This is a genomic window from Clostridium kluyveri (assembly GCF_001902295.1).
In the GTDB taxonomy this organism is placed as follows: domain Bacteria; phylum Bacillota; class Clostridia; order Clostridiales; family Clostridiaceae; genus Clostridium_B; species Clostridium_B kluyveri_B.
The window spans coordinates 20,801-46,888 of the sequence record NZ_CP018335.1 but is presented as its reverse complement, the minus strand read 5'-3'; the positions used below and the strand labels follow the sequence as shown (position 1 = coordinate 46,888).

At 31.1% G+C, this 26,088-nt stretch carries 36 protein-coding genes, 2 tRNA genes and 1 pseudogene; 24 read left to right on the top strand and 15 right to left on the bottom strand.

Translation table 11 applies throughout. The annotated features are described in order from the left end of the window. The first annotated feature begins 1 nt into the window (after window position 1). The 18 genes from BS101_RS23130 to BS101_RS00200 all read left to right on the top strand — a co-directional run bounded on the left by BS101_RS23130 (window position 2) and on the right by BS101_RS00200 (window position 10,989). Entirely contained in the window at window positions 2-172 is a 171-nt protein-coding gene (locus tag BS101_RS23130) for a hypothetical protein (protein ID WP_198039536.1), read from the top strand. Continuing rightward, on the top strand, window positions 172-396 hold the full coding sequence (locus BS101_RS00270) for a helix-turn-helix domain-containing protein (protein ID WP_073537027.1): 225 nt from the start codon (window positions 172-174) through the stop codon (window positions 394-396). The genes BS101_RS23130 and BS101_RS00270 overlap by 1 nt, the downstream gene beginning before the upstream one ends. A gap of 7 nt (window positions 397-403) precedes the next feature. Continuing rightward, entirely contained in the window at window positions 404-2,605 is a 2,202-nt protein-coding gene (locus tag BS101_RS00265) for a phage/plasmid primase, P4 family (protein WP_073537026.1), read from the top strand. Further along, the gene (locus BS101_RS00260) at window positions 2,602-3,003 is read left to right on the top strand and encodes a DUF5348 domain-containing protein (RefSeq protein WP_073537025.1); all 402 of its coding nucleotides are present in this window, start codon (window positions 2,602-2,604) and stop codon (window positions 3,001-3,003) included. The genes BS101_RS00265 and BS101_RS00260 overlap by 4 nt, the downstream gene beginning before the upstream one ends. Before the next feature lie 89 nt (window positions 3,004-3,092). Beyond that, window positions 3,093-3,443: a hypothetical protein gene (locus BS101_RS00255; protein ID WP_073537024.1), complete on the top strand. Its 351-nt coding sequence runs from the start codon at window positions 3,093-3,095 to the stop codon at window positions 3,441-3,443. Between the two features lie 2 nt (window positions 3,444-3,445). Beyond that, a complete protein-coding gene (locus BS101_RS23125; protein ID WP_198039535.1) occupies window positions 3,446-3,598 on the top strand; it encodes a hypothetical protein in 153 nt (50 codons plus the stop codon). Between the two features lie 116 nt (window positions 3,599-3,714). Then, entirely contained in the window at window positions 3,715-4,113 is a 399-nt protein-coding gene (locus BS101_RS00250; RefSeq protein ID WP_073537023.1) for a hypothetical protein, read from the top strand. A gap of 229 nt (window positions 4,114-4,342) precedes the next feature. After that, window positions 4,343-5,569, top strand: coding sequence for a phage portal protein (locus BS101_RS00245; protein ID WP_073537022.1), 1,227 nt, complete (start codon window positions 4,343-4,345; stop codon window positions 5,567-5,569). After that, window positions 5,535-6,107, top strand: coding sequence for an HK97 family phage prohead protease (locus tag BS101_RS00240; RefSeq protein ID WP_073537021.1), 573 nt, complete (start codon window positions 5,535-5,537; stop codon window positions 6,105-6,107). The genes BS101_RS00245 and BS101_RS00240 overlap by 35 nt, the downstream gene beginning before the upstream one ends. Then, window positions 6,108-6,293: a hypothetical protein gene (locus tag BS101_RS00235; RefSeq protein ID WP_073537020.1), complete on the top strand. Its 186-nt coding sequence runs from the start codon at window positions 6,108-6,110 to the stop codon at window positions 6,291-6,293. Between the two features lie 12 nt (window positions 6,294-6,305). After that, window positions 6,306-7,514, top strand: coding sequence for a phage major capsid protein (locus tag BS101_RS00230; protein ID WP_073537019.1), 1,209 nt, complete (start codon window positions 6,306-6,308; stop codon window positions 7,512-7,514). Window positions 7,515-7,531: 17 nt separating this feature from the next. After that, entirely contained in the window at window positions 7,532-7,678 is a 147-nt protein-coding gene (locus tag BS101_RS22515; RefSeq protein ID WP_156875975.1) for a hypothetical protein, read from the top strand. Window positions 7,679-7,805: 127 nt separating this feature from the next. Next, window positions 7,806-8,027 carry a phage gp6-like head-tail connector protein gene (locus tag BS101_RS00225; protein ID WP_242951358.1) on the top strand — a complete coding sequence of 74 codons (222 nt, stop codon included), beginning with the start codon at window positions 7,806-7,808 and terminating at the stop codon, window positions 8,025-8,027. Beyond that, window positions 8,020-8,319: an HNH endonuclease gene (locus BS101_RS00220; protein WP_073537017.1), complete on the top strand. Its 300-nt coding sequence runs from the start codon at window positions 8,020-8,022 to the stop codon at window positions 8,317-8,319. Before BS101_RS00225 ends, BS101_RS00220 begins: the two co-directional genes overlap by 8 nt. A 128-nt stretch (window positions 8,320-8,447) precedes the next feature. Then, window positions 8,448-8,792, top strand: a complete 345-nt coding sequence (locus tag BS101_RS00215; RefSeq protein ID WP_073537016.1) for a hypothetical protein — start codon at window positions 8,448-8,450, stop codon at window positions 8,790-8,792. A 4-nt stretch (window positions 8,793-8,796) separates the two neighbouring features. After that, the gene (locus BS101_RS00210; RefSeq protein WP_073537015.1) at window positions 8,797-10,440 is read left to right on the top strand and encodes a terminase large subunit; all 1,644 of its coding nucleotides are present in this window, start codon (window positions 8,797-8,799) and stop codon (window positions 10,438-10,440) included. A gap of 13 nt (window positions 10,441-10,453) precedes the next feature. Continuing rightward, window positions 10,454-10,789: a phage head closure protein gene (locus BS101_RS00205; protein ID WP_073537014.1), complete on the top strand. Its 336-nt coding sequence runs from the start codon at window positions 10,454-10,456 to the stop codon at window positions 10,787-10,789. 11 nt (window positions 10,790-10,800) lie between these two features. Beyond that, window positions 10,801-10,989: a hypothetical protein gene (locus BS101_RS00200; RefSeq protein WP_073537013.1), complete on the top strand. Its 189-nt coding sequence runs from the start codon at window positions 10,801-10,803 to the stop codon at window positions 10,987-10,989. A 59-nt stretch (window positions 10,990-11,048) separates the two neighbouring features. On the opposite strand, the gene BS101_RS00195 is transcribed toward BS101_RS00200, so the two are convergent. From BS101_RS00195 to BS101_RS00165, 7 genes are all read right to left on the bottom strand, one after another. Continuing rightward, the gene (locus BS101_RS00195; RefSeq protein ID WP_073537012.1) at window positions 11,049-11,366 is read right to left on the bottom strand and encodes a histidine kinase; all 318 of its coding nucleotides are present in this window, start codon (window positions 11,364-11,366) and stop codon (window positions 11,049-11,051) included. Between the two features lie 714 nt (window positions 11,367-12,080). Continuing rightward, a complete protein-coding gene (gene dcd, locus BS101_RS00190) occupies window positions 12,081-12,602 on the bottom strand; it encodes a dCTP deaminase (protein ID WP_073537011.1) in 522 nt (173 codons plus the stop codon). Between the two features lie 49 nt (window positions 12,603-12,651). Continuing rightward, entirely contained in the window at window positions 12,652-13,545 is an 894-nt protein-coding gene (locus tag BS101_RS00185; protein WP_083585611.1) for a tyrosine-type recombinase/integrase, read from the bottom strand. A gap of 56 nt (window positions 13,546-13,601) precedes the next feature. Beyond that, a complete protein-coding gene (locus BS101_RS00180; protein ID WP_073537010.1) occupies window positions 13,602-14,177 on the bottom strand; it encodes a Uma2 family endonuclease in 576 nt (191 codons plus the stop codon). Between the two features lie 20 nt (window positions 14,178-14,197). Beyond that, complete coding sequence (locus tag BS101_RS00175) at window positions 14,198-14,755, bottom strand: Uma2 family endonuclease (RefSeq protein WP_073537009.1); 558 nt, start codon at window positions 14,753-14,755, stop codon at window positions 14,198-14,200. A 117-nt stretch (window positions 14,756-14,872) separates the two neighbouring features. Then, the gene (locus tag BS101_RS00170; protein WP_073537008.1) at window positions 14,873-15,295 is read right to left on the bottom strand and encodes a hypothetical protein; all 423 of its coding nucleotides are present in this window, start codon (window positions 15,293-15,295) and stop codon (window positions 14,873-14,875) included. A 78-nt stretch (window positions 15,296-15,373) separates the two neighbouring features. Continuing rightward, on the bottom strand, window positions 15,374-15,790 hold the full coding sequence (locus BS101_RS00165) for a helix-turn-helix domain-containing protein (RefSeq protein WP_073537007.1): 417 nt from the start codon (window positions 15,788-15,790) through the stop codon (window positions 15,374-15,376). Window positions 15,791-15,938: 148 nt separating this feature from the next. On the opposite strand from BS101_RS00165, the gene BS101_RS24490 reads away from it, so the two are divergent. The 4 genes from BS101_RS24490 to BS101_RS00145 all read left to right on the top strand — a co-directional run bounded on the left by BS101_RS24490 (window position 15,939) and on the right by BS101_RS00145 (window position 18,216). Beyond that, entirely contained in the window at window positions 15,939-16,100 is a 162-nt protein-coding gene (locus tag BS101_RS24490) for a helix-turn-helix domain-containing protein (RefSeq protein ID WP_083585800.1), read from the top strand. A gap of 158 nt (window positions 16,101-16,258) precedes the next feature. Continuing rightward, window positions 16,259-16,729, top strand: coding sequence for a hypothetical protein (locus tag BS101_RS00155; protein WP_073537006.1), 471 nt, complete (start codon window positions 16,259-16,261; stop codon window positions 16,727-16,729). A 251-nt stretch (window positions 16,730-16,980) separates the two neighbouring features. Next, window positions 16,981-17,193 (top strand): hypothetical protein, encoded by a 213-nt coding sequence (locus BS101_RS00150; protein ID WP_073537005.1) that lies wholly within the window; start codon window positions 16,981-16,983, stop codon window positions 17,191-17,193. A 159-nt stretch (window positions 17,194-17,352) separates the two neighbouring features. Continuing rightward, entirely contained in the window at window positions 17,353-18,216 is an 864-nt protein-coding gene (locus tag BS101_RS00145; protein ID WP_073537004.1) for an MBL fold metallo-hydrolase, read from the top strand. A gap of 75 nt (window positions 18,217-18,291) precedes the next feature. On the opposite strand, the pseudogene BS101_RS00140 reads toward BS101_RS00145, so the two are convergent. From BS101_RS00140 to vanR, 5 genes and pseudogenes are all read right to left on the bottom strand, one after another. After that, a pseudogene (locus tag BS101_RS00140) lies at window positions 18,292-18,693 on the bottom strand (YsnF/AvaK domain-containing protein); the annotation flags it as partial. Between the two features lie 317 nt (window positions 18,694-19,010). Beyond that, a complete protein-coding gene (locus tag BS101_RS00135; RefSeq protein WP_073537002.1) occupies window positions 19,011-19,460 on the bottom strand; it encodes a YsnF/AvaK domain-containing protein in 450 nt (149 codons plus the stop codon). A 726-nt stretch (window positions 19,461-20,186) separates the two neighbouring features. Then, complete coding sequence (locus BS101_RS00125) at window positions 20,187-21,119, bottom strand: D-alanyl-D-alanine carboxypeptidase family protein (RefSeq protein ID WP_073537000.1); 933 nt, start codon at window positions 21,117-21,119, stop codon at window positions 20,187-20,189. A gap of 512 nt (window positions 21,120-21,631) precedes the next feature. Next, complete coding sequence (gene vanS, locus BS101_RS00115) at window positions 21,632-22,798, bottom strand: vancomycin resistance histidine kinase VanS (protein WP_073536998.1); 1,167 nt, start codon at window positions 22,796-22,798, stop codon at window positions 21,632-21,634. Continuing rightward, window positions 22,776-23,474, bottom strand: a complete 699-nt coding sequence (gene vanR, locus BS101_RS00110; RefSeq protein ID WP_073536997.1) for a VanR-ABDEGLN family response regulator transcription factor — start codon at window positions 23,472-23,474, stop codon at window positions 22,776-22,778. Before vanR ends, vanS begins: the two co-directional genes overlap by 23 nt. A 287-nt stretch (window positions 23,475-23,761) precedes the next feature. Between vanR and BS101_RS23120 the strand changes: the two genes are divergently transcribed. Next, window positions 23,762-23,944, top strand: a complete 183-nt coding sequence (locus BS101_RS23120) for a hypothetical protein (protein WP_073536996.1) — start codon at window positions 23,762-23,764, stop codon at window positions 23,942-23,944. A 72-nt stretch (window positions 23,945-24,016) separates the two neighbouring features. Then, window positions 24,017-24,133 carry an integrase gene (locus BS101_RS24485; RefSeq protein ID WP_431732547.1) on the top strand — a complete coding sequence of 39 codons (117 nt, stop codon included), beginning with the start codon at window positions 24,017-24,019 and terminating at the stop codon, window positions 24,131-24,133. Between the two features lie 116 nt (window positions 24,134-24,249). Here the strand turns inward: BS101_RS24485 and BS101_RS00100 are convergent. From BS101_RS00100 to serS, 3 genes are all read right to left on the bottom strand, one after another. Continuing rightward, window positions 24,250-24,340, bottom strand: a tRNA-Ser gene (locus BS101_RS00100). Window positions 24,341-24,365: 25 nt separating this feature from the next. Next, window positions 24,366-24,456: transfer RNA gene (locus tag BS101_RS00095), tRNA-Ser, on the bottom strand. A 290-nt stretch (window positions 24,457-24,746) separates the two neighbouring features. Further along, window positions 24,747-26,027 carry a serine--tRNA ligase gene (gene serS / locus BS101_RS00090; protein ID WP_073536995.1) on the bottom strand — a complete coding sequence of 427 codons (1,281 nt, stop codon included), beginning with the start codon at window positions 26,025-26,027 and terminating at the stop codon, window positions 24,747-24,749. Between the last annotated feature and the right edge of the window lie 61 nt (window positions 26,028-26,088).

The window sequence follows — 26,088 nt, the reverse complement described above, 5'->3', positions numbered from 1 at the left end:
GATGCTAGAATTTATACCACCAAATGACTTAAGGAAGCTAGATAGAGCTATAAAGGCTCTAAAGACAATTATACCTAAAGATAGTCCTAAAGATAAAGCGATACATCAAAAAGCACTTACTGAACTGCTGAAACAAAAAAAGAATTTACTTGATAAGGGGGATTTAGACTAATGGAAGATTATAAAATTGCTGATAAATTGAAGCATGATAATAAAAAGGTTATATTAGTTACTCCAATAGAAACTATGGAACTCTTAGGAGTTGGCCGAAACACAATGTATCAAGATTTATTGAAGAGAAAGGATTTTCCAGCCTTTAAAATAGGTACAAAATATTTTGTAAATGCCGAGTTACTTCAAAAATGGGCAGATAAGGAATGTAATAAAAGTAGGTGAAAACGAGGTGACAGGGAAAGAATTTACTTCAACAATAGAGAAAAATTTATTTCCAGCAGTTCCTCTTGTAAATTATTCTAAGATTCCAGTATTCCCGTGGAAGAATAAGGATTTTTGGATTAAGAATATCAAGGAGCTTGAAGTTTTAGAATCTATATATAAGAGAGAGGTAAATGGGGAAATAAAAGGTGGCAGTTTAACAGGAATGTCATTAATATGTGGTAAGGATAGCGGCATCATTGTTATAGACATTGATTGCAACCATAGTAATATTAATGGATATGATAGCTTTAATGATTTTATAAAAGATTTCCCTACAGAGCAAAAGGATATTATAACTAATACTTTTAAGGTTATAACCCCTAGAGGCGGTACTCATTTATATTTCAATTATAGAGAAGGATTGAAAAGTAGAGCCAATTATATACCAGGTGTGGACATAAGAACTGATGGTGGTTTAATAGTAGTACCTGATAGCAAGGTAAAAATTGATGATGAAGTTAGAGGGTATAAAGCATTAAAACAAACTATTCAGGATATACCGCAGGTGCTATTTGAAAAACTAATAGAACTGGATAAAGTGCAACAAAGGAACATAAATGCCATATCTGATAAGTCTTTTGATGGAGCCACTATTATGTCAAAAAGTAAATATTATAGACCTGTAAATGAAGGAGATAGAGATACAACACTGATAAGTTGGCTAGGTTCAATGATTAAAAATAACCCTAATATGAGAACTAAGGAAGCTCTATTGCCCCATACAATCACATACAATAGGAGTTGGTTTATTCCACCATTAAGTAATGAGGAAGTAGAAAAAAAAGTTGACAGTATTCTTAAATATGCTTTTCCTCCCTATTGTGACAGTAAAGGTAATATTGATAACTGGAGTTTAGTTCAACATATAATTAAGGAACAGCCAAGTTATACAAAGGGTAATCTATGGTACTTATATAATGCCAAAAAAGGATTTTACGACTATATGGAGCTAAGAGAAGTCCAGAGAATGTTTTTCAAGTATGCAATAAATAACAAGGATAAGACAGTTACAAGGTCAAAAAACTTTGCAGAATTATTAATGTTAAATAGTGAGGATGCAAGGAATATCCATGATGAAAAAAGATATATTAACTGCCTTAATGGTGTAATTGACATAGAAACAGGACAGTTATTACCTCACAACCCTAAATATAAGCTAGAAATTCAATTTCAGGCTAACTATATAGAAGATTGGAAAGATCAGTTTAATAATTCAGAATTTAAAAAGTTTTTAGAAAGTACACTGGATGAAGGCAGCATAATAACACTTCAAGAATCATGGGGACTTATGCTATCTCCCCACAGCAGAGAAGTACAGCAGTGTTTCATATATAAAGGTGAAGGCAGCAATGGAAAAAGTGCCGCATTTGATATACAGGAAGCTCTAATAAATGATAATAGATATATTTGTACTATCGGACTAGGTGATTTTGGAGAGCCTTTTGTAATATCTATGGCCGAGGGAAAACATATAAATTCAGTAAGGGATGACGAACTCTCAGGAAAAACAGTGCATAAATTTTTTAAATCTATGTGTTGCGGGGAACCTGTATTGGTAAATAGGAAAAATAAAGATTTAGTTAGAATGGGATTCAATATGACTATGTTTTTCGGATTAAACAGGATGCCAAGTGCAGCAGATAAATCTACGGGATTTTTCAGGCGGCCTGTGATTATACCTTTCAATGTATCTTTTGGAACAGAGAAAGAAGTTTCAGAAAGGGTAAGGGATAAGGTTAAAGATACAGGTATTTCAGATAGAATTATTGCCAATGAATTAGATATTGTTTTTATGTGGAGCTATGAAGGGTTGCAAAGAGTTAAGGCTAATAAGTGGAAAGTTACAACAAGTGAAGTATCAGAACAGGAAATGGAAGAATACAGACAGGAGGTTGACAGTGCATACTCTTTCTTTAAATCCAAGATAGAAATATCATCTACAAAAGGCACTAGGATTTTAAAAGATGATGTATATAAATGTTATCTTAACTGGTGTTATCTAAATGAAATTACGCCAATGAATAAGGTACAATTTGGAAGACAGTTTAAGAGCTTTGGAGTAAAAGACAAAGTAAGTAACAGTCTAAGATATTGGCTTGATATAGAAATTATTGACTTTGAAGAAGTTAATGACAATATAAATCCATTTGAAGGAGGTAAGTTATGAATAAAGACTATTTAAGGGCAATGGCAATAGCTGAAAATGCTTTAATACAACTTAAAGGAATATATGGAAGGTCTGAAGTAAAAAGTTTTGAAGATGGCAAAGCATACATGGCATTGGAAAAAGTGCTTGAAGATATGGGAGACTTTATAAGGGATATAGAGCATTATTCAAAGGAAACAGAACAGGGTTATTTGCAATTAAATTCTAGTAGTAGATATATGTTAAATGATGTGGAATTGACATGTGGATACCCATTAGAGATTTACAATACTAAATATGGTGTGTGGGAAGATGGAAGAATAGAGCATAGCTCCAAGTATGGTGGATATTATTTCTATAATTATGATGAAGAAAATATTCCACTTAATGAAGGAATAAAGGCCAGAATAAGAATTTAAATAAAAAAATAAGTTTGCCGAAAGAAGCAAACCCCACAGTTTTAATTTACTTCTTTTAGCAGCAAATGTCAAGGAGGAATAAATAAATTATGAAAAATAATGATGTAATTGAAATTAAAGAAAGAACGTTGAAGAATGTTGTTGATGGGGCTATAAGAAATGAATTTGAGCATATTTCAGAAGATATAACTGATATAAAGAATATTGATAAATGGGATCAATTAACTTCTGAACGTGATGAAATGTACCATACCTTACGCAATCAGCTTCCAAAAGAATGTCAAAATTTATTGGATGAATTTGATTCTAAAGTTACGGAAATGACTTGTTTAGAAGCAGAATATTATTTTAAAAAGGGTGTAGTGGCAGGATTTACTAATTTAAGTTTTCTAAAAGAAGTAGAAAATATTAGTTATATGGATGTTTTTGGAGGAAAATGACCATGATTAAATTAAAAATTTCATATTCTACGGAACAGGAGAGAGATAAACTTTTAGCACTTATAAAAAGTGGTTTTAAATTCAAAAAAGAGCCAAAAGAATATAAAAAAGAAGGTCCACACAAACATATAAGAATGGACCTCTTAAATAAATAAAACCTTGCTTACCAAAGGAAGTAAGGTTATCACATGCAATTAAAGTTTACTTCCTTTTAAGTAAAAAATCAAATTCAAGAGAAAAATTATTCATATAATTCCAGGAGTGTGAGTACATGCATTTAAGTGATGAAGCAAGAAAAGCCAAAGCAGCATATCAGAGAGAGTACCGAAGACAGCATAAAGAACAATTTAATGCTTATAACAGGAGATGGAGAGCTAAAAATAAGGATAAAGTACTGAGATACAATGAGGCTTATTGGGAAAGGAAGGCAAAACAATCCAAAAAGAATGACAATTCTATAGAACTATTTATAGAAGAGAAGTGCATATTACAAAGAGATTTATCTATAAGCAATAAACAACTAGTACAATCTTTTAATGTTTGGAATGGAAGTAATATTTCTAATACTAAGTTTTCACTAGAATTTAAAGATATAGCTTTACTACTAGGAATATCAAAGAAGAGGAATAAATATGGTACTATACGGCAGGGTGTAGATATTAGATTGTAAGGTTACACCAATAAAGGATACACCTACACCATACACCCAAATAAAAAAGGATGATTTATAAGGGTAGGGTTGCCATAGTATTAGTGATATGGTACAATAACACTATAGTTAAATATAGGAAGTACCCCACTAAAAATAGTGGAAGCTGTAAAAGGCACGGGAAAGTTATGAAACTCCAAAGCTGGAGAACCATTTTTCCTGTGCTTTTATATTTTGAAAGGAGATTTTAATGAATATATTAGATAAATTATTCAATAGAAATAAAAGCCCTGCAAATAAGTCAAATATTCAAAGAATTGATGTCATGAATGGCAGTCCACCAATATTTACACCATTTTCAGGAGATGCCTATTCAAATGATTTATATAGAAGTGGCGTTGATGCTATAGCAAAGAATTTTGCGAAATTAGTTCCTACTCATGTAATTACCCAATCAGGACAGAGAAAAGATGGAGATTCCACATTAAATTATATATTACAGACAAGACCTAATCCATATATGAACACCTATGATTTCCTTTATAAAATGGCAACACATTATTTTTTATATAATAATTCATTTGCATATCTGTCATTAGATGGTAAAGGCAATCTTTCAGGTATATATCCACTATCACCGTTAAGTATGGAATTTGTTATAGATGTAACAGGGACATTATATTGTAAGTTCCTATTTTTAAAGGGCAGAGAATTCATAGTGGAATATAGTCAAGTGGTTTTATTAAGAAGATTCTATAACTCAAATGATCTGCTAGGCGATGATAACAAAGCAATAATGCCAACTCTGGATTTAGCACATACTCAAAATCAAGGTATGGAGAATTCAATTAAGACTTCAGCACAAATACGTGGATTACTGAAATACAATCAAGTTCTATCTAGTGAAAAGCTGAAAGAGGCAAAAGAAGACTTTATAAAAGATTATTTAAGTATTGAAAATAATGGTGGTATTGCTGCATTAGATACTAAAATGGATTACCAACCAATAGAAAATAAACCTGTACTTATAAATGGACAACAATTGGATGCAATTAAAAATAGAATATACAGTTATCTAGGTGTAAGTGAAAGTATTATAAACTGCACATATACGGAGGATGAATGGTCAGCATTTTATGAAAGCACAATAGAACCTTTATCAACTCAAATGAGCCTAGAGCTTACAGGGAAATTATTTACTCAACGTGAACAGTCCTTTGGAAATTCAATATTGCTTGAATCTGATAAATTACAATTCACATCAAATACAACTAAGATAACAGCACTTAAAGAATTGATGCCACTAGGTCTACTTACAATAAATCAGGCACTTGAGATATTGAATTTACCTGGAATTGAAGATGGTGACAGGAGATTACAGACTTTGAATGTGGCTGATACAAATATTGTTAATAAATATCAGATGGGAGGTAAAAATCCAGATGAAGGAAATCAGAACAGCACAGATAAGGACTGATTCGGCAGATGAAGGTCTTACTTTAGTGGGTACACCAATAGTATTTGATATACCTACTACAATACATGATATTTTTGGGGATTATACAGAGATTATTAAAAGGTCAGCATTGGCAGATACAGACCTAAATGATACTCATTTACTGTATAACCATGATTTAAGCAAAGTGCCACTGGCAAGAACACCTAGGACTATGAAATTAGAAAAAACACCTAATGGAATAAATATGAGAGCATCTTTACCTGATACAGAAACAGGAAAAGAAATATATGCAGCAGTTAAAAGACAGGACTTATCAGGTATGAGTTTTGCTTTTAAAGTACCAAAGGGTGGAGATGAATATGATCCTGAAACCAATACAAGAACAATAAATAAAATTGAAAGATTGTATGAAGTAAGTTTAACTCCATTCCCAGCATATCCGCAGACAAGTGTAGAAGCAAGGTCTCAGATAGAGGGTACATGGAATAAACTTAAAGATCCAAAGAGAAAAGAATTGAAAATTAAGGTAAATCAAATTTTGAAAAGAGGTAAATAAATGTTTTTGAAAATTAAAGAAAGTCGTTTTATAAATTTAGATCGTGTAGATAAAATTATTATTCCTAATATGGGTATATATACAATACGATTTGTAATGGGAAGTAATGAAGAAAAATTAATGTTTAAAACCGAAAAAGAAAGACAAAGCTTTATAGAAAAAAATTTGAAATCAATAATAGGATAAGGAGAATTTAAAATGGAATTTAAAACAATTCAAGAAGCATTTAATCATTATAGAGCCAAGGATATTAAGGAAATTGAAACACGAGCATTAGAAATAGGAAAATTGATAGACAGTGATCCGGATGCCAATATAGAAGCATTAAATATTGAACTTGATGGATTGAAGCAGGCCAAAGAAAATATTATTGAGAAAAGAAGTAAATCAAATAAAGGATTTAATCCTATAACAGGGATGGAATTCAATAAAGGTGTTGATATTCCAGAAGGAACGGACTTATTTAAAACAAAAGAATATAGAAGTGCTTTTTTCAAGTCAATGTTAGGGCAGAAGTTAACTGAAACTGAAAAAAATATATATGACCGTGCAAGAATAGAAAAAAGAGCCAGTAGTTTTTCAACAATGACTAATTCAGCAGCAGTATTACCAACACAGACATTAAATGAGATTATTGAAAAGGCAAGAAAACAGGGTGGACTAATATCAGCTTGTAGGAACTTCAATATACCAAGTAATTTAAAAGTGCCAGTGGGTACACCGAGTTCAAAGGCTAATTGGCATATAGAGGGTGCAGATGTTGAAAGTGAAACCGTAGATACTGCATCAGTCAGTTTTTCAGCATATGAAATAATAAAGATATTCAGTATGTCAGCAGTAGCAAATAAAATGAGTTTAGGAGCCTTTGAAAATTATCTTGAAACAGAACTTAATAATTGTGTTATTGATACTATAAACGAAGCTATAGTAAGTGGTACAGGTTCAGGGCAAGGTACCGGAATATTATCAGGCATTACATGGGATACAAGTAATAGTCTCACATATACAGATAAGCCAGCATATACAGATTTCACTAAGATACTGGGAATGTTAAAAAGAGGATATGGAGTTAACGCAAAGTTTGGTATGAATAATGCTAGTCTATATAATCTTATATACAGTTTGACTGATGATAACAAGAGACCTTTATTTATAGCAGATCCTCAACAGCAGCAAATAGGGTTTATTCTAGGGAAGCCAATAATCGTAGACGACAATATACCAGATGATACCATACTATTAGGAGATTTTAATTATATGGGATATAACATACCAGAAGGTATATTACTTGAGGTAAGCAGAGAATCAAGCTTTAAATCCGGGCTTATAGATTACAGGGCACTGGCAATAGCTGACTGTAAGCCAATAGTACCAGAAGCATTTTTAAAACTTACAAAGTATGAATAATTTAGGAGGTATAAATAATGGATTATATAAAAGTTATTAATGAACAAATAGAAGAATTACAAAAAAGGCAAAAGAAATTAGAAGGTAAGCCAGTTGCAATTGACGAGTATCTTAAAATTGCAAAGACAATTAGTGAATTAGCAGTAATGGCAAGTCAAATGTAAAAGATAGGGGTATGCGTATTATACGCAACCCCTTTAATTAAAGAGGTGAATATGTATGAATATACTTACCATACCAGAAGCACATGACATATTAAGGGTTGATGGGAATGACCTTGATGTTAATATAGTGCAACCATTGATAGATGCTATACCACCATACTTAGAGGCTACTACAGGTAGAACGTGGATAGATGATGCAACTATACACCCATTAGCAAAGAGCGCAGCATCATTTATATTACAGTTATGGTTTCAACCTAAAGACAAGGATACAGATAAGTTGAGAAATGCTATTGATTCATTATTGGTTGCATTACAGGCAATAGGAAGAAGTATGGACAATGAGTAAAGAATATGCTAAGAGTTTTTATCAAAGTAAAGAATGGATTAAGTGTAGAAAGGGGTATATAAAGAGTAAATACTGTATATGTGAGAGATGCGGAAGGTCTGCAACGATAGTTCATCATAAAAAATTTATAAATCCCAGAAATATAAATAATCCAGAAATAACATTGAATTGGGATAACCTAGAAGCCTTGTGTATAGAATGTCATAATAAGATACACAATAGAAATCATCAAGTAACCACTAAGGAAACTATATTTGATGAAAATGGAAACCTTATAAAGTCCCCCCAATAGACCGAAAAACAACGCTGTGGCTAAGACCATATGCCCGCCATTTCTAAACCCCTCCCATTGATTTTATATTAAGGGTGGGAAAATATATAAAGCAGTATTAAATATCATTTAAAGAAAGGTGAAGTTTCATGGAAAAAACGAAAGTTATAGATATTTCTAAAGATATGAAAAAAGTTAAAGCTATATTAGGAAAATTACCAAGAGATAAAAAAGTTATTGCAGAGAGCTTATATAATGAACTTGAATTTATGCAACGGACATTAGAAACATTAAAAAATGAAGTTGACACAAAAGGCCCTACTGCAATGTTTAAACAAGGTAAACAAGAGTTTTTAAGGGAAAATCCTTCATTAAAGGCTTATAATACTACTATCCAGAGATACAGCCTAATATATAAACAAATTATTGATTTACTTCCTAAAGACGATAATAAATCAAAAGATGAATTAATAGATTTTATAAAAACGAAGTGATTATATGAACTATATAAAAGAATACTACAAAGGAATTAAATCAGGAAAATATATTGTATCTAAAAGGATAGAAAAGGAATATAAAAGGCTGGTTGATGATATTGACAACCCTAATAAATATATATTTGATGAAAATAAAGCTAATAGGCCTATAGAATTTATAGAAAAGTTTTGTAAACATTCAAAAGGTGAATGGGCAGGAAAATCGGTAATATTAGAGCTATTCCAGAAAGCTTTTATATCGGCTCTATTTGGATTTATTGATAAAAATACAGGTTTAAGGCGTTATAGAGAAAGTATGTTTTATGTGAGTAGGAAGAATGGTAAAACGGTAATGTTATCAGCCATAGCGTTATATATGTTAGTTGCAGACGGTGAAGCAGGGGCAGAGGTGTACTCATGTGCAAGTAAAAAAGACCAAGCTAAGATATGTTTTGACGAAACTTTAAATATGGTAAATCAAAGTCCATATTTATCAAAACATCTAAAGAAACGTAAGACAGATTTATACTTCCCCCTTACAATGTCAAAATTTCAGGCATTAGGTAAAAATTCAGATACACTTGATGGATTAAATTCTCAATGCGTCATTATAGATGAATTACACAGTATTAAAGATAGGAACTTATATGAAGTTATGAAACAGTCTCAAAGTGCAAGGCGGGAACCATTATTGATTATGATAACCACAGCAGGAACAGTGCGAGAGAATATTTTTGATGATATGTATGAATATGCTTGCAATGTAGTTGATGGAAATTTCGAAGATGATACCTTTTTACCTATTCTTTATGAACTTGACAGTAAAGAAGAATGGAGAAATCCAGAATGTTGGCCAAAGGCTAACCCAGGATTAGGAAATATTAAAAAGCTTGATGATTTAGAAATAAAAGTTGATAGAGCAAAGAATAACCCTAAGGATGTTTCTGGTATTCTCACAAAAGATTTTAATATAAGGTGTACTGTATCAACTGCATGGCTTACATTTGATGCTATAAACAATGAGGAAACTTTTAATATAAATAACTTCTGTAATTCCTATGCTATAGGAGGGGCAGACCTCAGTATTACCACAGATTTAACAGCAGCAACATTGTTACTGATGGATGCCGAAACTCAAAAGAGATATATAACACAAATGTATTGGCTCCCTAAAGAGAGTTTTAATAAAAGAGTTTATGAGGATAAAATACCATATGATAAATGGCTTGAACGTGGCTTATTAAGACTATGCGAGGGTAACAGTATTGATTATAGGGATGTTACAGCGTGGTTTCTTGAAATGTTAAACGAAAAGGAAATAACTCCATTATGGATATATTATGACAGTTATTCAGCTAAATACTGGGTTGAAGAAATGAAAAATAATGGCTTCAAAATGGAAAGATGTATTCAAGGAGCTAAGACCCTGTCATTACCAATGCAAATGATGGGGGCAGATTTACAAGCCAAGAAAATTAATTATAATAATAATCCAATGCTAAAATGGTGTTTAACTAACACAGGAGTTGAAACAGACAGAAATGGTAATATAGTACCTATCAAAAATCAATCGGCTAAAATGAGAATAGATGGTATGGCTTCAATGCTAGATGCCTATACTGGACTATTTGAACATTATGAGGAATTTTTAAGGGCTATACAATAAGGATGTGGTAAATATGAATGATATGAAAAATAGGAAAATTAATATATTACATTATGTAGAATATGAGAATGAATTAGGAGAAACTGATAAAAAACTTGATTATTTAGTTAAAAATATATGGGCATATTATAGACATGCAACTACAAAAGAGACTCAACAGGCAATTATTGCAAATACTGAAGTGCAAGCTGTATTTAAAATAAACTGGCGTAATGATATAGATCTGGATTGTATCATAGAGTATAATGGTAAAAAATACTATATAACAGATATAGACGATTTAGAAGGTTATAAATCAGATTTAAAAATTACTGCCTATACTAAAGATAACTATAATGAAAATAATTAGGGGGATTAAAAATGAATATTAATGATTTGGATAAGGCTCTTAGAAAATCATTGGGTGATTTTTCATATGAAATGGAGGTCAATGCAAATAATACTGATGGATCATTAAATAAATCTCATATGGAGGAGATTTCAAAGCAAGTATTTTATACAATGAATGATTTCAGAAAAGGCATAATTGAGTATTTGAAGCAACATTGAGAAGATATTTAATGTTATTCATAAATAAGTAAGGAGCTTTATATTTTAAAGCTCTCTTTTTATACCTGAAATGGTGGCTCCTTAGACATTAGATACATAGATTCTGATGTTATTGATTGAATCCTAGCTATAACTCCTTTTAATATTTCATTCTCTCGTTTAAGGTCTTCCAGCTCTCTCTCCAGTCTTCTTCTTTCTACTGGTGAAAACTTTTCAAGCTTTGTTCCTTCAAGTTCTCTAATATACTGCGGATTAAATCTTATTACTGTGATACCTTTGACTGGAACTAATATTTTGTCCTGTATATACCTGTCTATAGTTGCCGTTGATATTTGCCATCTCTTAGCGAGATCCTTTTTGGTTAAAAGTTGATCCAATGTCACACCTCCTTTAATATTTTTCTTGCTTATTAAGTTTTATCTAATTAGATCGCTCCTTGTAATCTTTTTATTTCTATGTAAAATAATATTTTTTATAATATTCTCAATATATTTACAATATTATACCACAAAAGTACAGATAGTACACATAGTACAGATTGAAAGTACACATAAAATATCTGTACTTTCCTTTTATATGAAGGGTTTAAGGGGATCAGTACAGATAGTACAGATGTTTTTACAAAGTTCATGTTTTTATATTGTATATCTTGCACAGATGCACATAATTTAATGTGTACATATATAGAGATTATAAAATATGAATAATTACTTGCAAGAATTTTTACCCCCTTTTTTACCCCTTATAGGATAGAATAAAAAGGTATAATAAGGGACAAGACGAGAAATAAAATGACAGTATAACAGGGTTTAGGGATAGTGAGGAACTATGTAAAATTGTTTATTACGTCCCAGCGTGCCGGGGGTTCAAGTCCTCTCTGATGCACCAATATCAAGACTTTTACTAACATATAAAGGTCTTTTTTAATGCAAAATAACACAACCCACAGAAGTTTTTTTAAGATAACACAACCAGTAACACAATAAAAAGTGATAAATATAAAACTACCCTATGAGTTCATAGGGTAGTTTTATAAGAAAGTTAAATTATTTAAAAAGTATTATTTGGGAAAATTATTTAATTACAACCTTTTATTTTAAAAAATCTTTATATAATAAGCTAGGTTGAATACCTTTGTTGTTTTGATATTTTTCACTTTTATATCTATCATATTCTCCTTCTATTGCATGGTAGTAAGTTTGACATATTTCAACGTTTGGATATATTTTTATTGGTTGTATACAGAACATTTCTAAGGTCCAATACCCTTTAAAACCAATATCTCCAAATCCAGCAGTAACATGTATAAATAAACCTAATCTTCCTACAGAGCTTCTACCCTCAACCATAGGAACATATTTATCAGTTTCTGTGTATTCTAGCGTTCTACCTAAATAAAGCTTATTAGGTTCTAGTAAGAATCCTTCATTAGGTATTATAATCTCTCTTGCAGAGTTAACTTTTTTCATATCAAGAATATTTTCTTCATAAACAAGTAATTTATTATGAAGCCTTAAATTATAGCTATTAGGATTGAGTTGTTTTTCATTAAAAGGTTCTATTATAATTTCCTTGCCTAATTTATTCTTTATTTCTTTTCCACTTAGTATCATTTAAACTCTCCTTTACCGCGTATAATTTTTATATGTTGAACAACCTCTTTTACAAATCTGCGAATAAATCATTTAATGTATCAACTGCTTTTACTTTTACATCAGGCAATACATGCGTGTAAATATCACTTGTAATTTTAATGCTACTATGACCAAGAAGTTTTTGAACAGCAGGTAGGTCTACTTTTCTTTCAAATAATCTGGTGGCAAAGGTGTGTCTCATGGCATGAAAATTTTTATAAGGTATGTTAGCTTTCTTTAGTGCCCTGGCATAACTTCTAGTTAAATTTCTTGTATCTGTAGGTTGGCCTATTTCATTGGGGAATACTAGGTTATTATCTATATAGGTTTCACCAGCTTTTAATTTTTCTTCAAGCTGCCTTGTTTTGTGCCTTCTCAATTCTTCTATAATATTTGAGGGGATATTTACAGTTCTGATACTATTTACAGTTTTAGGCTGTTGTTCTATTATTGCAGTTTTATTAGAAGATGATTCATTGTTTATCAAATGAACTCTTTTAAATGTCCTCTGAACTTTAAGCTCACAATTCTTAAAATTTATATCGGACCATTTAAGGGCAACTACTTCACCAATCCTTAACCCAGTCCCAAGGACTAATATAAATAATGCTCTATTTCTGTGGTTAATTAAAGATTTTATAAAGGTTATTTCCTCCTCAACAGTGAATATTTGAATTTCTTTCTTAGGTGGGAGTTTTGGAAGAGTAACATTGTCACATGGATTAAATATTATATAATGTTCTTTTACTGCTTCATCTTTCTTTTTTATAGCATCAAGTTTGGTTTTACCATAAAAGGACTTCCTTTTGAGTTTTCCCATATCATCCCTACCAATAGTAATAGTACATCTCCAGGCTTTAAATTCACCATTTTTATAATATTTTTGTATAGACCCCTCTCCGTTTGCTTTTTTAGTTGGCATAACATCCACCATCCTTCATTCATATATTGTGGTTACTATGAAATATTATAAAGTACCTACACATCTAAAGTATTAAAGTCAATTTCTAAACTGTCATATATCCCAACTTTTATTGTATCTGTGAAATTATAAGTTTCAGGAGCGGCATAGTGCATTGTATCATTAAGTCTATAAATTAATATGGATTTATTCATAGGATTTATTATCCAGTATTCTTTTACTTTAAAGTGTTCATATAGTCCTAGTTTCCTTACATAGTCATTAGATGGATTATGGGGTGATACTATCTCTATTATCATATCAGGAGCGCCTATACATCCTTTATCATTTAATTTAGTTTTATCACATATTATCGATATGTCAGGCTGGACAATGTTCTTACAGTTATCAAGACTTTTATCATCTGTGAGAAATACATCAAAAGGTGAAGGATATACCTTGCAATTACCATTATTGGATTTAATGTAATTATTAAATATAGTTATTAATTCAGAAATTAATTCTTGATGTATTCTTGATGGAGCTGGAGACATAGCATATATTTTACCTTCTATAAGTTCAATACGTTCATTTTCAGGGTAATTCATATAGTCAGCATAAGTGTATGTTTTGTTCTTAGCTGTGTTGTCCATTGAATATTACCTCCCTTTTACTAGAATATATTTTCCAGTTTAATAGATAAATCTTTAAATATACTGGACTTAACCACATCATCCTTTGAATAAGCCATAGGTTCCGTATAAGCTCTTAAATTCTCATCATACACGTATATATCAACTGTCTTACTTTTAGGCCGTACAATCCAGTATTCAGCTAATTTAAATCTCATGTATAAATCCATCTTTTTAATGGTATCTTTTGCAGCGGTTGAAGGAGAAAGAATTTCAATTATCAAAGTGGGAATACCTTTGTAATTGCTGCTGGTAAACTTTGATTTATCACAAATTACCATTAAGTCCGGTTGAACTATGTCGGTTTTATCTCCGCTATCATTTTCTAAAACTATATCCAAAGGAGCGGCGAAAGGTTCACATTCTTTATTTTTAAAATAATTTTTCAGTTGAAAAAATATATTTCCTGATATTCTTTGATGCTCTGGCGTTGGTGATGCAAGCATATATATTTCACCATCTATAAATTCAGTTCTTTCCGTATCTTTGGTTAACTGTAAAAACTCATCATAAGTATACTTTTTAGATTCAGGTAACATAGTTTATTCCTCCTTATAAAATAATTTATAATAACCTTTTATTTGGTTTTATGGTGTAGTTACTTCAAATAATTCCATAGTAACTACTTTTAATTATGGTATCATGGAATTCTAATATCACTTTTTATGGAGTCTTTGGTATTCAAAAAATATGCTTGCATTATTATGAAATCTTCTACTATATTCATTTTCAAGTTCTCTTAACATTGAAGAAATCTTTTCACTAATATATGGTATAGCTTCTATCTTTTCAAAAAACCTAAAAAGTTCTTCACCGTTCTCATCTGGACTTATAATACCATTTTGTATATCTTCTCCCATTAAATTATATCCTACAGAATATTTAAAATTTCTATCCTTTGATAGTTTCACAATGAAGTCTGTAAAGTGAATTAAGTTAGAAATAACATCTATTAAAACTCCAAATACTTCATCATGATTAACTTTTATGTGGGATTTATAATAGCTATTTAAAACCTCATTTAATTTAGAGGTACGCTCATCTATTATTTTTTTTACTTCGGTGTTATATGCCTGCATTATATCTGTTTCTCTAGAAGTATTAAAACATCCTAATTTAATTCTATTCTCAGCAAATTCTATTAAATTTTTATCGGTTCAGGTTTGAAAATTGCTCTTACCAATAAGGTAATTCGTTGTAACATCAAAAAACATAGCTATTTTATTTAATGTAGTGATATCTGGTTCTTTTCCACCCTCAAATTGTAAGATTTCTTCTATTGAAATTCCTATGGATTTAGCTAAATTATCTCTGTTTGTATTTCTATCTTTTATTAACTGACCTAATCTTCTGCCAAATATTTCGCTATTTTCTATCAATTCAGTAACAGGAACTCCAAGCGCTTTACTAATTTCTTTAATTGTATCTATATCCAGTTTTTTATTTCCATTTTCTATTTTACTAATTGCTGATTGACTTATTTTAAAACCATTATTACTTATTATGTCTGCGAGTTTATAAGTTGAAAGCCCTTTTTCTTCTCTTATTTTTTTTATTCTGTCTCCAATGTCCAAAATGATAATACCTCCTTCTTAATAGAATTATAATTCTAAAATAGAATTACTTCAAGTATTTTAAAGATATAGAAAGATAATTTAAAATAAACTGTAAATTTAATTCTATTATATAATCAATTGCTTATTTATATAATTATATAATAGAATTAAAGGAGGAGATAAGATAATACTAAATAGACTTAAGTTTTTACGAACAAAGAAAAACATATCTCAATATAAACTAGCAGAAATTTCAGGATTAAGTCAATCACAGATATCAAAAATAGAAAAAGGAAGCCCTATAATGTTAAGAATTATACATACCTGAACCAAAATTTAAAATTACAAAATGATTTAAGCATTAGGTAAAACTGGTGCTTATTTTTTAAATATTTTCTATACTTTACTTATCTTATATAAGGTATTATAATATAATAAAAAATTCGTAGTATAAGCTTAAAATACGAGAAAAAAGGTGATTTTTGAGTGGTTATATATTGGAAAGACAAAGAGAGGAAAGACAAACCTGCTCTTGAAATAAATGGAATAGAAAATAAACTGATAGTATTAAAAAAGCTTCTAAAAGATTCAAAAATTGTGGGTATACGCAGAGCCATTAATGATGTAATTAATCAGTATAAAAATGCCATAATTGAGTTTACAAGTATGTATAACACTCTAGATGAACAAATGCAACATCTTAGACGTGAAAATATGAAATTACAAGTTGAAAATGAAAACTTAAAAAAAGAGCTGAATAAGGGGGATATACATAAAAGGCAAGGTGAAAAATTTGATTCTAAGCTTTTAGCTCAGAAAAACAACATACTTTATTGGAAGATTTTAGGCATATCTAACAATGAAATAGCTAGAAGACTTAAGAAAGAAGAATATGGGAAAATCAATATAGGTGAAGGCGGTATAAGGCATTTTTTAAAAACTTTTTCTCAACCTTAATCAATGAGAAACAATAGTCAATGAATTATGCGACAATAAAAAAGAAGTAATAAAAGAATTACTCATTTCTTCATTTAATATTAGAGTCGGTGAAAAAGTGACATTAAAATTAATATTCAATATTTAAATTTAAATTACAATAGAGGAACTATTAATTGTAGATAATTCCTCTTATATATTAATATAGTGGCATATACTGCCATCTTTTTTATTTTTAAGATGGAATTTAGAATTATAAAAGGATGATTTAAATGGAAAAACAAAATAGTGATAAAAGAGAAAATAAATTTAAGGTTGTATTAAGTTTATTAAGTTCTGCTGTGATTATTGCAATTATTACAAGTTCTGTTTCCAATTCTACAATAAATATCCTTAATAGATATAAACAAAATCAACAATTGAATTATAAGAATATAAATAAAGTAACTACTCTATATTTTCAAAATGGGAAATTAGTTGCTTAATTTTAGAAGGGAAGTGGCAAAAGTACCGTCAGCTTGCGGTATGACATTATAGAGAAATGTTATTATGTACACTAATAGCAATATTGAGTGTATGAATTAAATCTATAATCTTTATGTATTTATTTAGGTTCTTATAGATTTTTTAAAGCTGATTAAATAATGAAGAATATAATAAACGTAACAAGCGGGAAAGGTAGCAGCACTGCATTTTTGATACTTGGAAAAAACAAAACAGCATTAATTGATTGCGGAATGGCGTATTGCGCTTCTAGCCTTATAGGAAATATTCAGCAAGTGCTTAATGATGAAAGAAAGTTAGACTATATACTTCTTAGTCACTCCCATTACGATCATATTAGTGCAGTACCATACTTAAGAAAAATATGGCCTGATGTTAAAGTGATGGCAGCAGAACATGCACAAAATATTTTAAATAAAAAAAGTGCGTTAAAAACAATTAAAGAGCTAAACAATCAGTCTGCGCTATATTATGGATCCAGCCAATTAATAGACTATGATGATACTTTAATGAAAGTAGATCATAAAATCTCAGAGGGAGATTCATTAAATTTAGGTAATATAAGTATTAATGTATTAGAAACGCCTGGTCATACAAAGTGTTCATTATCATTTCTAGTTAATAATGAGGTTATCTTTCCAAGCGAAACAACTGGATGTATGAATAAGTCAGGAAAAATTAATTCTGCATTTATAATTAGTTATAAACAAACAATAGACTCCATCAATAAATGCCGAAAAGCGAATCCACGATACATTATATCTCCTCACTTTGGCTTGGTTGATAAAAGTGAAACGCCTACATATTGGGAAAAATGCATTGAAGCCGCAAATAAAACCAGAAATTTTGTACTTAAATTATTCACATTAGGATTTGATCAAGATAAAATTTTTAAAGAATTTGAAAAGTTTTTTAGAGATGAAGAGTACAAGTTATATCAACCAGATTATGCTTTTGAGATAAATAATCGAGCTATGATTAAATCAATAATTAATAATAAGTGAAAAAAATAATATTGTTAAAAATAAGCACTCGTCATCTAGGGTGCTTATTTTAGGTTTAGAAAATAAGTACAAGAATTATTCATTGCTTTCATAATCCACAATTTTTTCTTCCGCCTTAGTACTAATGTGAGGCACTTCCTTTCTTAGTGTTTCAGTTACATACTTCACCTGATTATATTGATGATTACTAACTGAAACATCTTCTAAAGTTACTGGCTGTTTATATATATCGATACGTTCTTCACTAATAGGTATTCGAATAGTTTCAGTATGAACATCTGATTTATCATGAAATTGGGAATCAAAAACAGTCTTTTCAATAACAAGTTCCTCCCGTTTCACAGGTACAGTAATATTTTTTTCTTCAGTTGAGACTTCCTTGCGAATGGATACCTCACCAGTTTTTATTTTGTCCTTAGATATTTCCATTTGTTCCTTGCCAAGTTGCATATTTACACTACTGTCTACATTATGAGGAATCTTATTTGAAACTGTTTGAACACTTTCTATACTAGGCACATATTTGTTTAACATGTTCTATCCTCCTATATCAATAACTTAAAATTATCTTTTATTTACTTCTATTTTCATAGAATTCTATTATTTATAAGCAAGTAGTTCTAATACTTACCCCATCATATATAACATAATAAATATTTATATCTCTACATATGGTTTTTCAATACAAAATGATTTTTCAATTTTCTATTGGTTTCTCGTAGATGGTCTAAAAAACACCTCATAAATCTGACATATAATTTGAGAGGTGTTTTTAAATTTATTTTATGAATTTTCTAACGGAAGCCATTATCTGTATTGTCATCCACTATATCCGCATTACCATTCGTGTTTATACGAGCTTCTTCTCTTTTTAGTTTCTCATCTACTCGCCTTGTTTCTCCAACTTCACGTTTATGGGCAGATACTTCTCCAGTCACCACAGTATGTTTATCCACATTGACCTGTTCTTCACTGACCGGAATACGTATGGTTTCTTTATCATCAATAGGTGTATCGCTGGTTTGATTATCTACTGCTCTTCTTTCGATAACAACTTCTTCATGAGTAACTGGAACATCAACTGTTTTTTGTTCTTCAACAATTTCTTTACTTAGTTCAACTTCACCTTTTCTAATCTTGTTTTTGTTTATATCAAGTTCTTCCTTATGAAGTGTAAGTCTTCCTTCATCTTCACTTTTCTTATTATCATTGTTATTTCCCAAAACATTGTTAAATAAACCCATAATAAGTATTACCTCCTATAAGTACATATTTTCAATTCATTAATATTTTATCCTTGCTGAAGTAATATATCCTTTGTGAAATATGGAGCTAAAGTAAATGGTTTACAACCAATAAATGTAATTTTTATTTAATATACGAGCATCAACCTATCAAAAATTGCACATTCTGAATATAAAGATATTTTGAATTTCATATTTTTATCATAACTTCTTCACAAATTTATCACACACTGTTCCTATAGATTTAAAAACAATTATAGATGGAACTTGCTTAGATTTTACTTTATATAATTTGCATCCGTAAGGAAACTTTATATCCCATGTAATGTAATAATATTTACATTTATAGCACTGTATTTTTTTACCGTTCATTCTATGATATTTCCCCGTTTCTTCACTTAATCTTTAAATCTTATAATTTAAGAGATATAAGTATATTATTTTACTTCTTTTTACTGCTTAAAAACTTATTTCTAAAGTTATTTTAAAATTTTAGCTAATGGAATATTGTGGATAATGTGAATAACCTGTGGATAATTTATAAAAATATAGCATAAAATAATAGATTAAGTTCTTAATTTATAACTTTTGTGTTTATTTTACTACAATTAATACTACATTCCCAATAACCTTTAATGCATATTACTGTTGAATAGTTACCTTAATGAACTTAATTTAATACATGTAACATATATTAAATTTTAATAAATTCTTATGAAGAACTTATTATTTTCCCATACTGTTGTATACAGCTAATGCATCAGTAATATTATACTGTTCTGAATGGTGATCCCCTTTCGCACCAGCTGAAATCAGAATATACTCTTGCCTACCCACTTTGGCGAGACTCGCAAGACATAGACCGGCTTCATCGGTATATCCAGTTTTTCCTCCTAAAATTTCCCCATCAATAATGTTTTGATTGTTGAGTTCTTCAAACATGGTACTATAAAAGGTTATCCCGTCAGGGTGCTTATTCGTAGGTTGCGTGGAGTGACGGTACGAAGTAAAAATCTCCCTGAAAGTATCATTTTGCAATGCATAGCTTAGAAGAATAGCCAGATCCTTGACTGTTGTATAATGATTTTCATTATGAAGCCCTGTCACATTTTCAAAATGAGTGTTATCCATACCAAGCTCTACCGCCTTTTGATTCATCATCTTTACGAATCCCTGCTCCGAACCCACAATTTGATTTGCAAGCCCAATACAAGACTCTGCCCCACTTGGAAGCAGTGCTCCATATAAAAGGTCAATAGCACTTACCTTCTCACCCGGCTGAAAACCTGTCATTGATGCATCTGCTTCGTACAGCCCCTGAAATGTGGAATTGGTAAGTCTTATTTCTTCCTTCAGGTTAGGTAAATTTTCTATTGCAACAATGGCCGTCATAATTTTAGTCAAAGAAGCAGGATAGATTTTTTCTTCGCTATTTTTTTGCATTAGGATAGCATGATCTTTTAAACGGATCAGAATCACATTGGAGCTGTTCAGCTTATCGGGAGATATAGAGACAGTTGAATCCGGTTCTATCTTTAAAATATGTTGGTTTTCCGGGGTAATGATGGATTTATAAACACTAGCGGTAATGACAGCCATCAATAGAAATGTTACAAATATGCATATTCCTGAGTTTTTCTTTTCTACTTTTCGTACCATAATAAAACAGCTCCTTATTCTGTACTGATATTATTTAACCACAGAAAAAAGAGCTATGTTGGAATTCCATCTTATGAACTTCTTATGAACTTCTTAAGATTTTCTTATCTTGGTATCTGGAGTTTCACTATGACATACATGTTCTTTGCTATTCTTGATTCCATACCATATACACTGACCTCTCAAAGCAAAAAGATTGGCTATAAACTGTCAATTGAACATATTATAATCGTATATATCTTTGTGTACTACCTTACTGTTATGCTAAGTTTTACTGGTATTCGCTCATACATAGAAAATATATTGCTTTTTATACCTCTTGAATTTATGCTTCCATGTATTTGGAAAAAGTATGAAGTGTTATTGAAAACAGCATTCACCAGTATGCTCTTTGTGTTTTACCCATTTTTAATATCTTTACTGCAATTCGTACTTAAAATTAAAGTTAATATATAAATTGTATATTACAAATTGCAGAAGATCTTTATTTATAAGAGGACAAGCTATCTGACTTAAGCAGATAACCTATCCTTTTCTTGCTTTTGTGGAAGCACCACAGTAAAAACTGTCTTTTCTGTATTACTTTGCACGAAAATATTGCCTCCATGCGCGTTTACGATTTCTTTGGCAATAGCTAGTCCAAGCCCGGCACCGCCTGTATTGGTAGAACGGGATGTGTCCAGCCGAAAAAATTTCTCAAATATTGTTTCCAGTTTTTGTCGTGGGATAGGATTACCTTGATTCGTAAAAGTTATAATAATATTTTTGTCCTGCTGCTTAGCAGAAATGTCAATGACGCTGTTTTCATAGCTATAGGCTATCGCATTTTTCAGAATGTTATTGAACACACGGGCCAGTTTATCTGCATCTCCCCACAGAGTGAGTCCGTCAGGCACATTGACGGACACCTGCTTTTCCTGTGGAGTCAGCATTGGATAGAATTCGTCCGCCATCTGCTGGAGCATGAACAGTAGATTGATTTTTACTTTATTCAAAACAATCGTTTGAAGATTAAATCTTGTGATCTCAAAAAACTCATTTATAAGCTGCTCTAATCGATAAGCTTTTTCCAAGGTAATACCCACATATTTTGCCTTCTGTTCCGGAGGCATATCAGGAGCTTCATCCAGAAGACTTAAGTATCCTATAACGGAGGTCAGAGGTGTCTTTATATCATGAGCCAGGTAAACTACCAAATCATTCTTGCGCTGCTCGGCATTAAGGGCAGCTTTTTCTTGCTTTTCCAAGTTGTTTTTTATCTGATTAAGCTTATTTTCCATAAAATCCAATTCCGGTGATAATGTAATTTTTTCATCAGATTCCTCAGCAAGTTTATCCATTCCGGCACTGACCTCATCGAAATATTTAGTAAACCAAGAAACAGAAAATCGAAAAAGGATAACTAAAAATATTAGGATTACAACAAAAAGGATCATGTCCATATTGTTGCGAATCACCAACTGATAGATTGTCTGCGCTTCCGAATCTTTAAATTTAAAAGCGTTGACTAAAAATCGAACGATACGATCTCCGATCTGTCCACGCAGGATATGGCGCAATAGATAAACAGTCACAGCGGCGGCAACTGTAATAAGAAGCATTTGAGAAAATACTTTCCTTTTTAATTTTGTATAATCATTCCTTCTTTTATCTCTCTTACTTTTCAATTTTATAGCCAACCCCCCATACCGTTTTGATATATTTAGGATGTTCCGCGCTGTCGTGCATTTTTTCTCTTAAGTGACGGATATGAACCATTACTGTATTATTGCTGTTAGTAAAATACTTATCTCCCCATACCTCATGGAACAATTCTTCCGAACTTACCACCCGTCCGCGATTGGAGCAAAGGGCCCAAAGAATTGAAAACTCTTTAGGAGTGAGAGATATCTTTTTCTCATTCAGCGTACATTCATGGGTACCCATGTCCAATATCAATCCGGAAAAGGCAATCAAGTGTTCTTCCTGGTTTGGCTCCGCATAATTATATTTGGTAAATCTCCGGAGCTGCGCCTTGACACGGGCAACAAGCTCCAAAGGCCGAAACGGTTTTGTTATGTAATCATCCGCACCTAGTGTCAATCCGGTAATTTTATCAATTTCTTCTTCTTTAGCAGTCAGCATGATAACAGGAAAATTATGATTTTCCCTAATTTTCTGGCAGAGAGTAAAGCCATCAATATCCGGCAGCATGATATCAAGTATCGCAAGCTCTAACTGTTCCGACTCAACACACCGGAACGCATCTTGACCGTTATAAAATTTGTATATTGTAAAACCTTCATTTTTTAAATAAACTTCAATTAGGTCCGCTATGGACTGCTCATCGTCTACAACCAAAATATTCATACTCATAAGTTCTATCCCTTCTTCCTGATTAAGCACTCATTATTATTATAATACTGCAAAACAAAAATTTATATCATAATAATTTTCTTATGAAAACCTTAAGGTTTTATTAATATAGGCTTTAATCTATTTCCCATACTAATATAAAGGACTGACATGTGAAATGCAATTCTTTCATAGACAGCCAAGGTATACTTTTACAATTTACAACTTGAAAAAGATGCGAAAATCAGTCGGCTTCGAAATTGTGCAACCGTTTTCTATACACCTACGCCTTTATCCGACCGCCGTGCATGGGGGGATTAAGAGAAGGTGAAGAATGGCATAAAATTAATTTTAAAAATAATACCATATATATCAATAAAACTTATAGCAAACAAGCCATATATGAGAATAATAAAGTTATAGGCTATAAAAAAATACTTGCGGAAACTAAAAATGATGAGGTTAGATATGTACTATTTCTAGAAAAATAATTCCTTTATTAAAATCTATGCATAAAGAATTTTTAAAAAATAAAATTGAAAGTCCTGAAAAATACAAAAAATGTGATACAGGCTTTATTAGGTCATATAGACATAAACATCACAAGAAAAACTTATGTACATGTATCTGAGACAAAGAAAAAAGAAGTTGCCAACTTACTGGATAACTTCTTAGATTGATTGCTTCTATTTTGCTACAATTATATTGCATTTTAATAACTCTTATTGAAACTCAAATTTCCTAAATCCTTGATTTTAAGCTATTCTTGAAGCTTAACACATCTTAATAAATATCATGGCGGAGAAAGAGGGATTTGAACCCTCGCGCCGGTCACCCGACCTACGCCCTTAGCAGGGGCGCCTCTTCGGCCACTTGAGTATTTCTCCATGTCCTACCATTTAAATATATTAGTGGCGGAAAGAAAGGGATTCGAACCCTTGGTACGGTCACCCGTACGCCGGTTTTCAAGACCGGTGCCTTAAACCAACTCGACCATCTTTCCACAGTTATCTTTAAGTTATAATAACCTCTATTGATTAATGCTGCATGATATTCTTTCGTTCACCTTAAATACTATAACATGAAGTTTTTTAGCTGTCAATAGACTTTCCATTAAAAATGAGGAAAAGTTTTATACCCTCAAACTATTTTCATTTTCAGGTCCAGATGAAATTTATTCACAACAAATGCCTTTTCCATCTGGACCTTAGTATGTAACACTTCTTATCTCCATTTTGATGAAGTTAGTGTGTGAACTAACTACCCCTTAGGTAAATTCAATTTTTATGAAAACTATTTTATTACTTCTCTTCCACCCATATATGGTTTTAATACTTCAGGAATCAATACACTTCCATCATCCTGTTGATAATTCTCTAAAACAGCTGCTACAGTTCTCCCTATAGCTACTCCAGAACCATTTAATGTATGAATATATTTGGGTTTGTCTTTTGGAGTTTCCTTGTATTTAATATTAACTCGTCTTGCTTGAAAATCTTCAAAATTACTACAGCTTGATATTTCTACATATCTATTGTAACTTGGCATCCAAACTTCTATATCATACTTAAGGGCAGCTGTAAATCCAAGATCCCCCTTACATATCTTAACTACTCTATAGGGAATTTTTAATCCTTTAAGTACATCTTCCGCATCATTAGTTAATTTCTCAAGTTCATCATAAGATTGTTCAGGCTTTGCAAATTTAACAAGTTCAACCTTGTTGAATTGATGCTGTCTTATAATTCCTCTAGTATCTCTTCCTGCTGAACCTGCTTCAGCTCTAAAACATGCACTATATGCAACATGTTTTATTGGAAGATCTTCTCCTTTTAATACCTCATTTCTATAAAAATTAGTTACTGGCACTTCTGCAGTTGGAATTAAGAAAAAATCATTATTTGCTACCCTAAAAGCATCTTCTTCAAACTTTGGAAGTTGTCCTGTACCAATCATGCTGGTTCTATTTACCATATAAGGTGGCAATATCTCTTCATATCCGTGTTTTTCAGTATGAAAATCCAAATAATAAGATACAATAGCTCTTTCAAGTCTTGCTCCTAACCCCCTATAAAAAGTAAACCTAGAGCCTGCTACTTTTCCTCCTCTTTCAAAGTCAAGTATATTAAGATTCGTACCTATATCCCAGTGAGCTTTAGGTTGAAATTTAAATTTAGTAGGTTCCATCCATCGTCTAATTTCTACATTATCTTCATCTAGCTTTCCTTCTGGAACTGCTGGATTTGGAATATTAGGTATTCTAAGCATTATGTACTCTATTTTATCATTTATTTCTGATAGCTGAATATCGTATTGTTTTATATTATCTGAAACTTGTTTCATTTCTACAACTAAAGTATCTGCATTTCCACCAGATCTTTTTATTTTAGCTATTTCTCCAGAATCTTGATTTCTTTTATTTTTTAAAGCTTCTACTTCAACTAAAATTTTTCTTCTTTTTTCATCTAAAGATACTACTTCATCAATAATTGACAGTTCAAAATCTTCTCCCCTATTTAAAAGTTGTTTTTTTATTTCTTCTGGATTATTTCTTATCCTTTTTAAATCTAACATAGTTAATCCTCCTTAGTTTATGCATAATTTCTATTTTTCTATTCAAAACAAATGGAGCCTT

What these genes read in the sequence shown, in the direction of transcription:
- BS101_RS23130 (WP_198039536.1), top strand. Translation starts at nt 2, where the DNA reads ATGCTAGAATTTATACCACCAAATGACTTAAGGAAGCTAGATAGAGCT.
- BS101_RS00270 (WP_073537027.1), top strand. Translation starts at nt 172, where the DNA reads ATGGAAGATTATAAAATTGCTGATAAATTGAAGCATGATAATAAAAAG.
- BS101_RS00260 (WP_073537025.1), top strand. Translation starts at nt 2,602, where the DNA reads ATGAATAAAGACTATTTAAGGGCAATGGCAATAGCTGAAAATGCTTTA.
- BS101_RS00255 (WP_073537024.1), top strand. Translation starts at nt 3,093, where the DNA reads ATGAAAAATAATGATGTAATTGAAATTAAAGAAAGAACGTTGAAGAAT.
- BS101_RS23125 (WP_198039535.1), top strand. Translation starts at nt 3,446, where the DNA reads ATGATTAAATTAAAAATTTCATATTCTACGGAACAGGAGAGAGATAAA.
- BS101_RS00250 (WP_073537023.1), top strand. Translation starts at nt 3,715, where the DNA reads ATGCATTTAAGTGATGAAGCAAGAAAAGCCAAAGCAGCATATCAGAGA.
- BS101_RS00245 (WP_073537022.1), top strand. Translation starts at nt 4,343, where the DNA reads ATGAATATATTAGATAAATTATTCAATAGAAATAAAAGCCCTGCAAAT.
- BS101_RS00240 (WP_073537021.1), top strand. Translation starts at nt 5,535, where the DNA reads ATGAAGGAAATCAGAACAGCACAGATAAGGACTGATTCGGCAGATGAA.
- BS101_RS00235 (WP_073537020.1), top strand. Translation starts at nt 6,108, where the DNA reads ATGTTTTTGAAAATTAAAGAAAGTCGTTTTATAAATTTAGATCGTGTA.
- BS101_RS00230 (WP_073537019.1), top strand. Translation starts at nt 6,306, where the DNA reads ATGGAATTTAAAACAATTCAAGAAGCATTTAATCATTATAGAGCCAAG.
- BS101_RS22515 (WP_156875975.1), top strand. Translation starts at nt 7,532, where the DNA reads ATGGATTATATAAAAGTTATTAATGAACAAATAGAAGAATTACAAAAA.
- BS101_RS00220 (WP_073537017.1), top strand. Translation starts at nt 8,020, where the DNA reads ATGAGTAAAGAATATGCTAAGAGTTTTTATCAAAGTAAAGAATGGATT.
- BS101_RS00215 (WP_073537016.1), top strand. Translation starts at nt 8,448, where the DNA reads ATGGAAAAAACGAAAGTTATAGATATTTCTAAAGATATGAAAAAAGTT.
- BS101_RS00210 (WP_073537015.1), top strand. Translation starts at nt 8,797, where the DNA reads ATGAACTATATAAAAGAATACTACAAAGGAATTAAATCAGGAAAATAT.
- BS101_RS00205 (WP_073537014.1), top strand. Translation starts at nt 10,454, where the DNA reads ATGAATGATATGAAAAATAGGAAAATTAATATATTACATTATGTAGAA.
- BS101_RS00200 (WP_073537013.1), top strand. Translation starts at nt 10,801, where the DNA reads ATGAATATTAATGATTTGGATAAGGCTCTTAGAAAATCATTGGGTGAT.
- dcd (WP_073537011.1), bottom strand. Translation starts at nt 12,602, where the DNA reads ATGATACTAAGTGGAAAAGAAATAAAGAATAAATTAGGCAAGGAAATT.
- BS101_RS00185 (WP_083585611.1), bottom strand. Translation starts at nt 13,545, where the DNA reads ATGCCAACTAAAAAAGCAAACGGAGAGGGGTCTATACAAAAATATTAT.
- BS101_RS00180 (WP_073537010.1), bottom strand. Translation starts at nt 14,177, where the DNA reads ATGGACAACACAGCTAAGAACAAAACATACACTTATGCTGACTATATG.
- BS101_RS00175 (WP_073537009.1), bottom strand. Translation starts at nt 14,755, where the DNA reads ATGTTACCTGAATCTAAAAAGTATACTTATGATGAGTTTTTACAGTTA.
- BS101_RS00170 (WP_073537008.1), bottom strand. Translation starts at nt 15,295, where the DNA reads ATGCAGGCATATAACACCGAAGTAAAAAAAATAATAGATGAGCGTACC.
- BS101_RS00150 (WP_073537005.1), top strand. Translation starts at nt 16,981, where the DNA reads ATGGAAAAACAAAATAGTGATAAAAGAGAAAATAAATTTAAGGTTGTA.
- BS101_RS00145 (WP_073537004.1), top strand. Translation starts at nt 17,353, where the DNA reads ATGAAGAATATAATAAACGTAACAAGCGGGAAAGGTAGCAGCACTGCA.
- BS101_RS00135 (WP_073537002.1), bottom strand. Translation starts at nt 19,460, where the DNA reads ATGGGTTTATTTAACAATGTTTTGGGAAATAACAATGATAATAAGAAA.
- BS101_RS00125 (WP_073537000.1), bottom strand. Translation starts at nt 21,119, where the DNA reads ATGGTACGAAAAGTAGAAAAGAAAAACTCAGGAATATGCATATTTGTA.
- vanR (WP_073536997.1), bottom strand. Translation starts at nt 23,474, where the DNA reads ATGAGTATGAATATTTTGGTTGTAGACGATGAGCAGTCCATAGCGGAC.
- BS101_RS23120 (WP_073536996.1), top strand. Translation starts at nt 23,762, where the DNA reads ATGGGGGGATTAAGAGAAGGTGAAGAATGGCATAAAATTAATTTTAAA.
- serS (WP_073536995.1), bottom strand. Translation starts at nt 26,027, where the DNA reads ATGTTAGATTTAAAAAGGATAAGAAATAATCCAGAAGAAATAAAAAAA.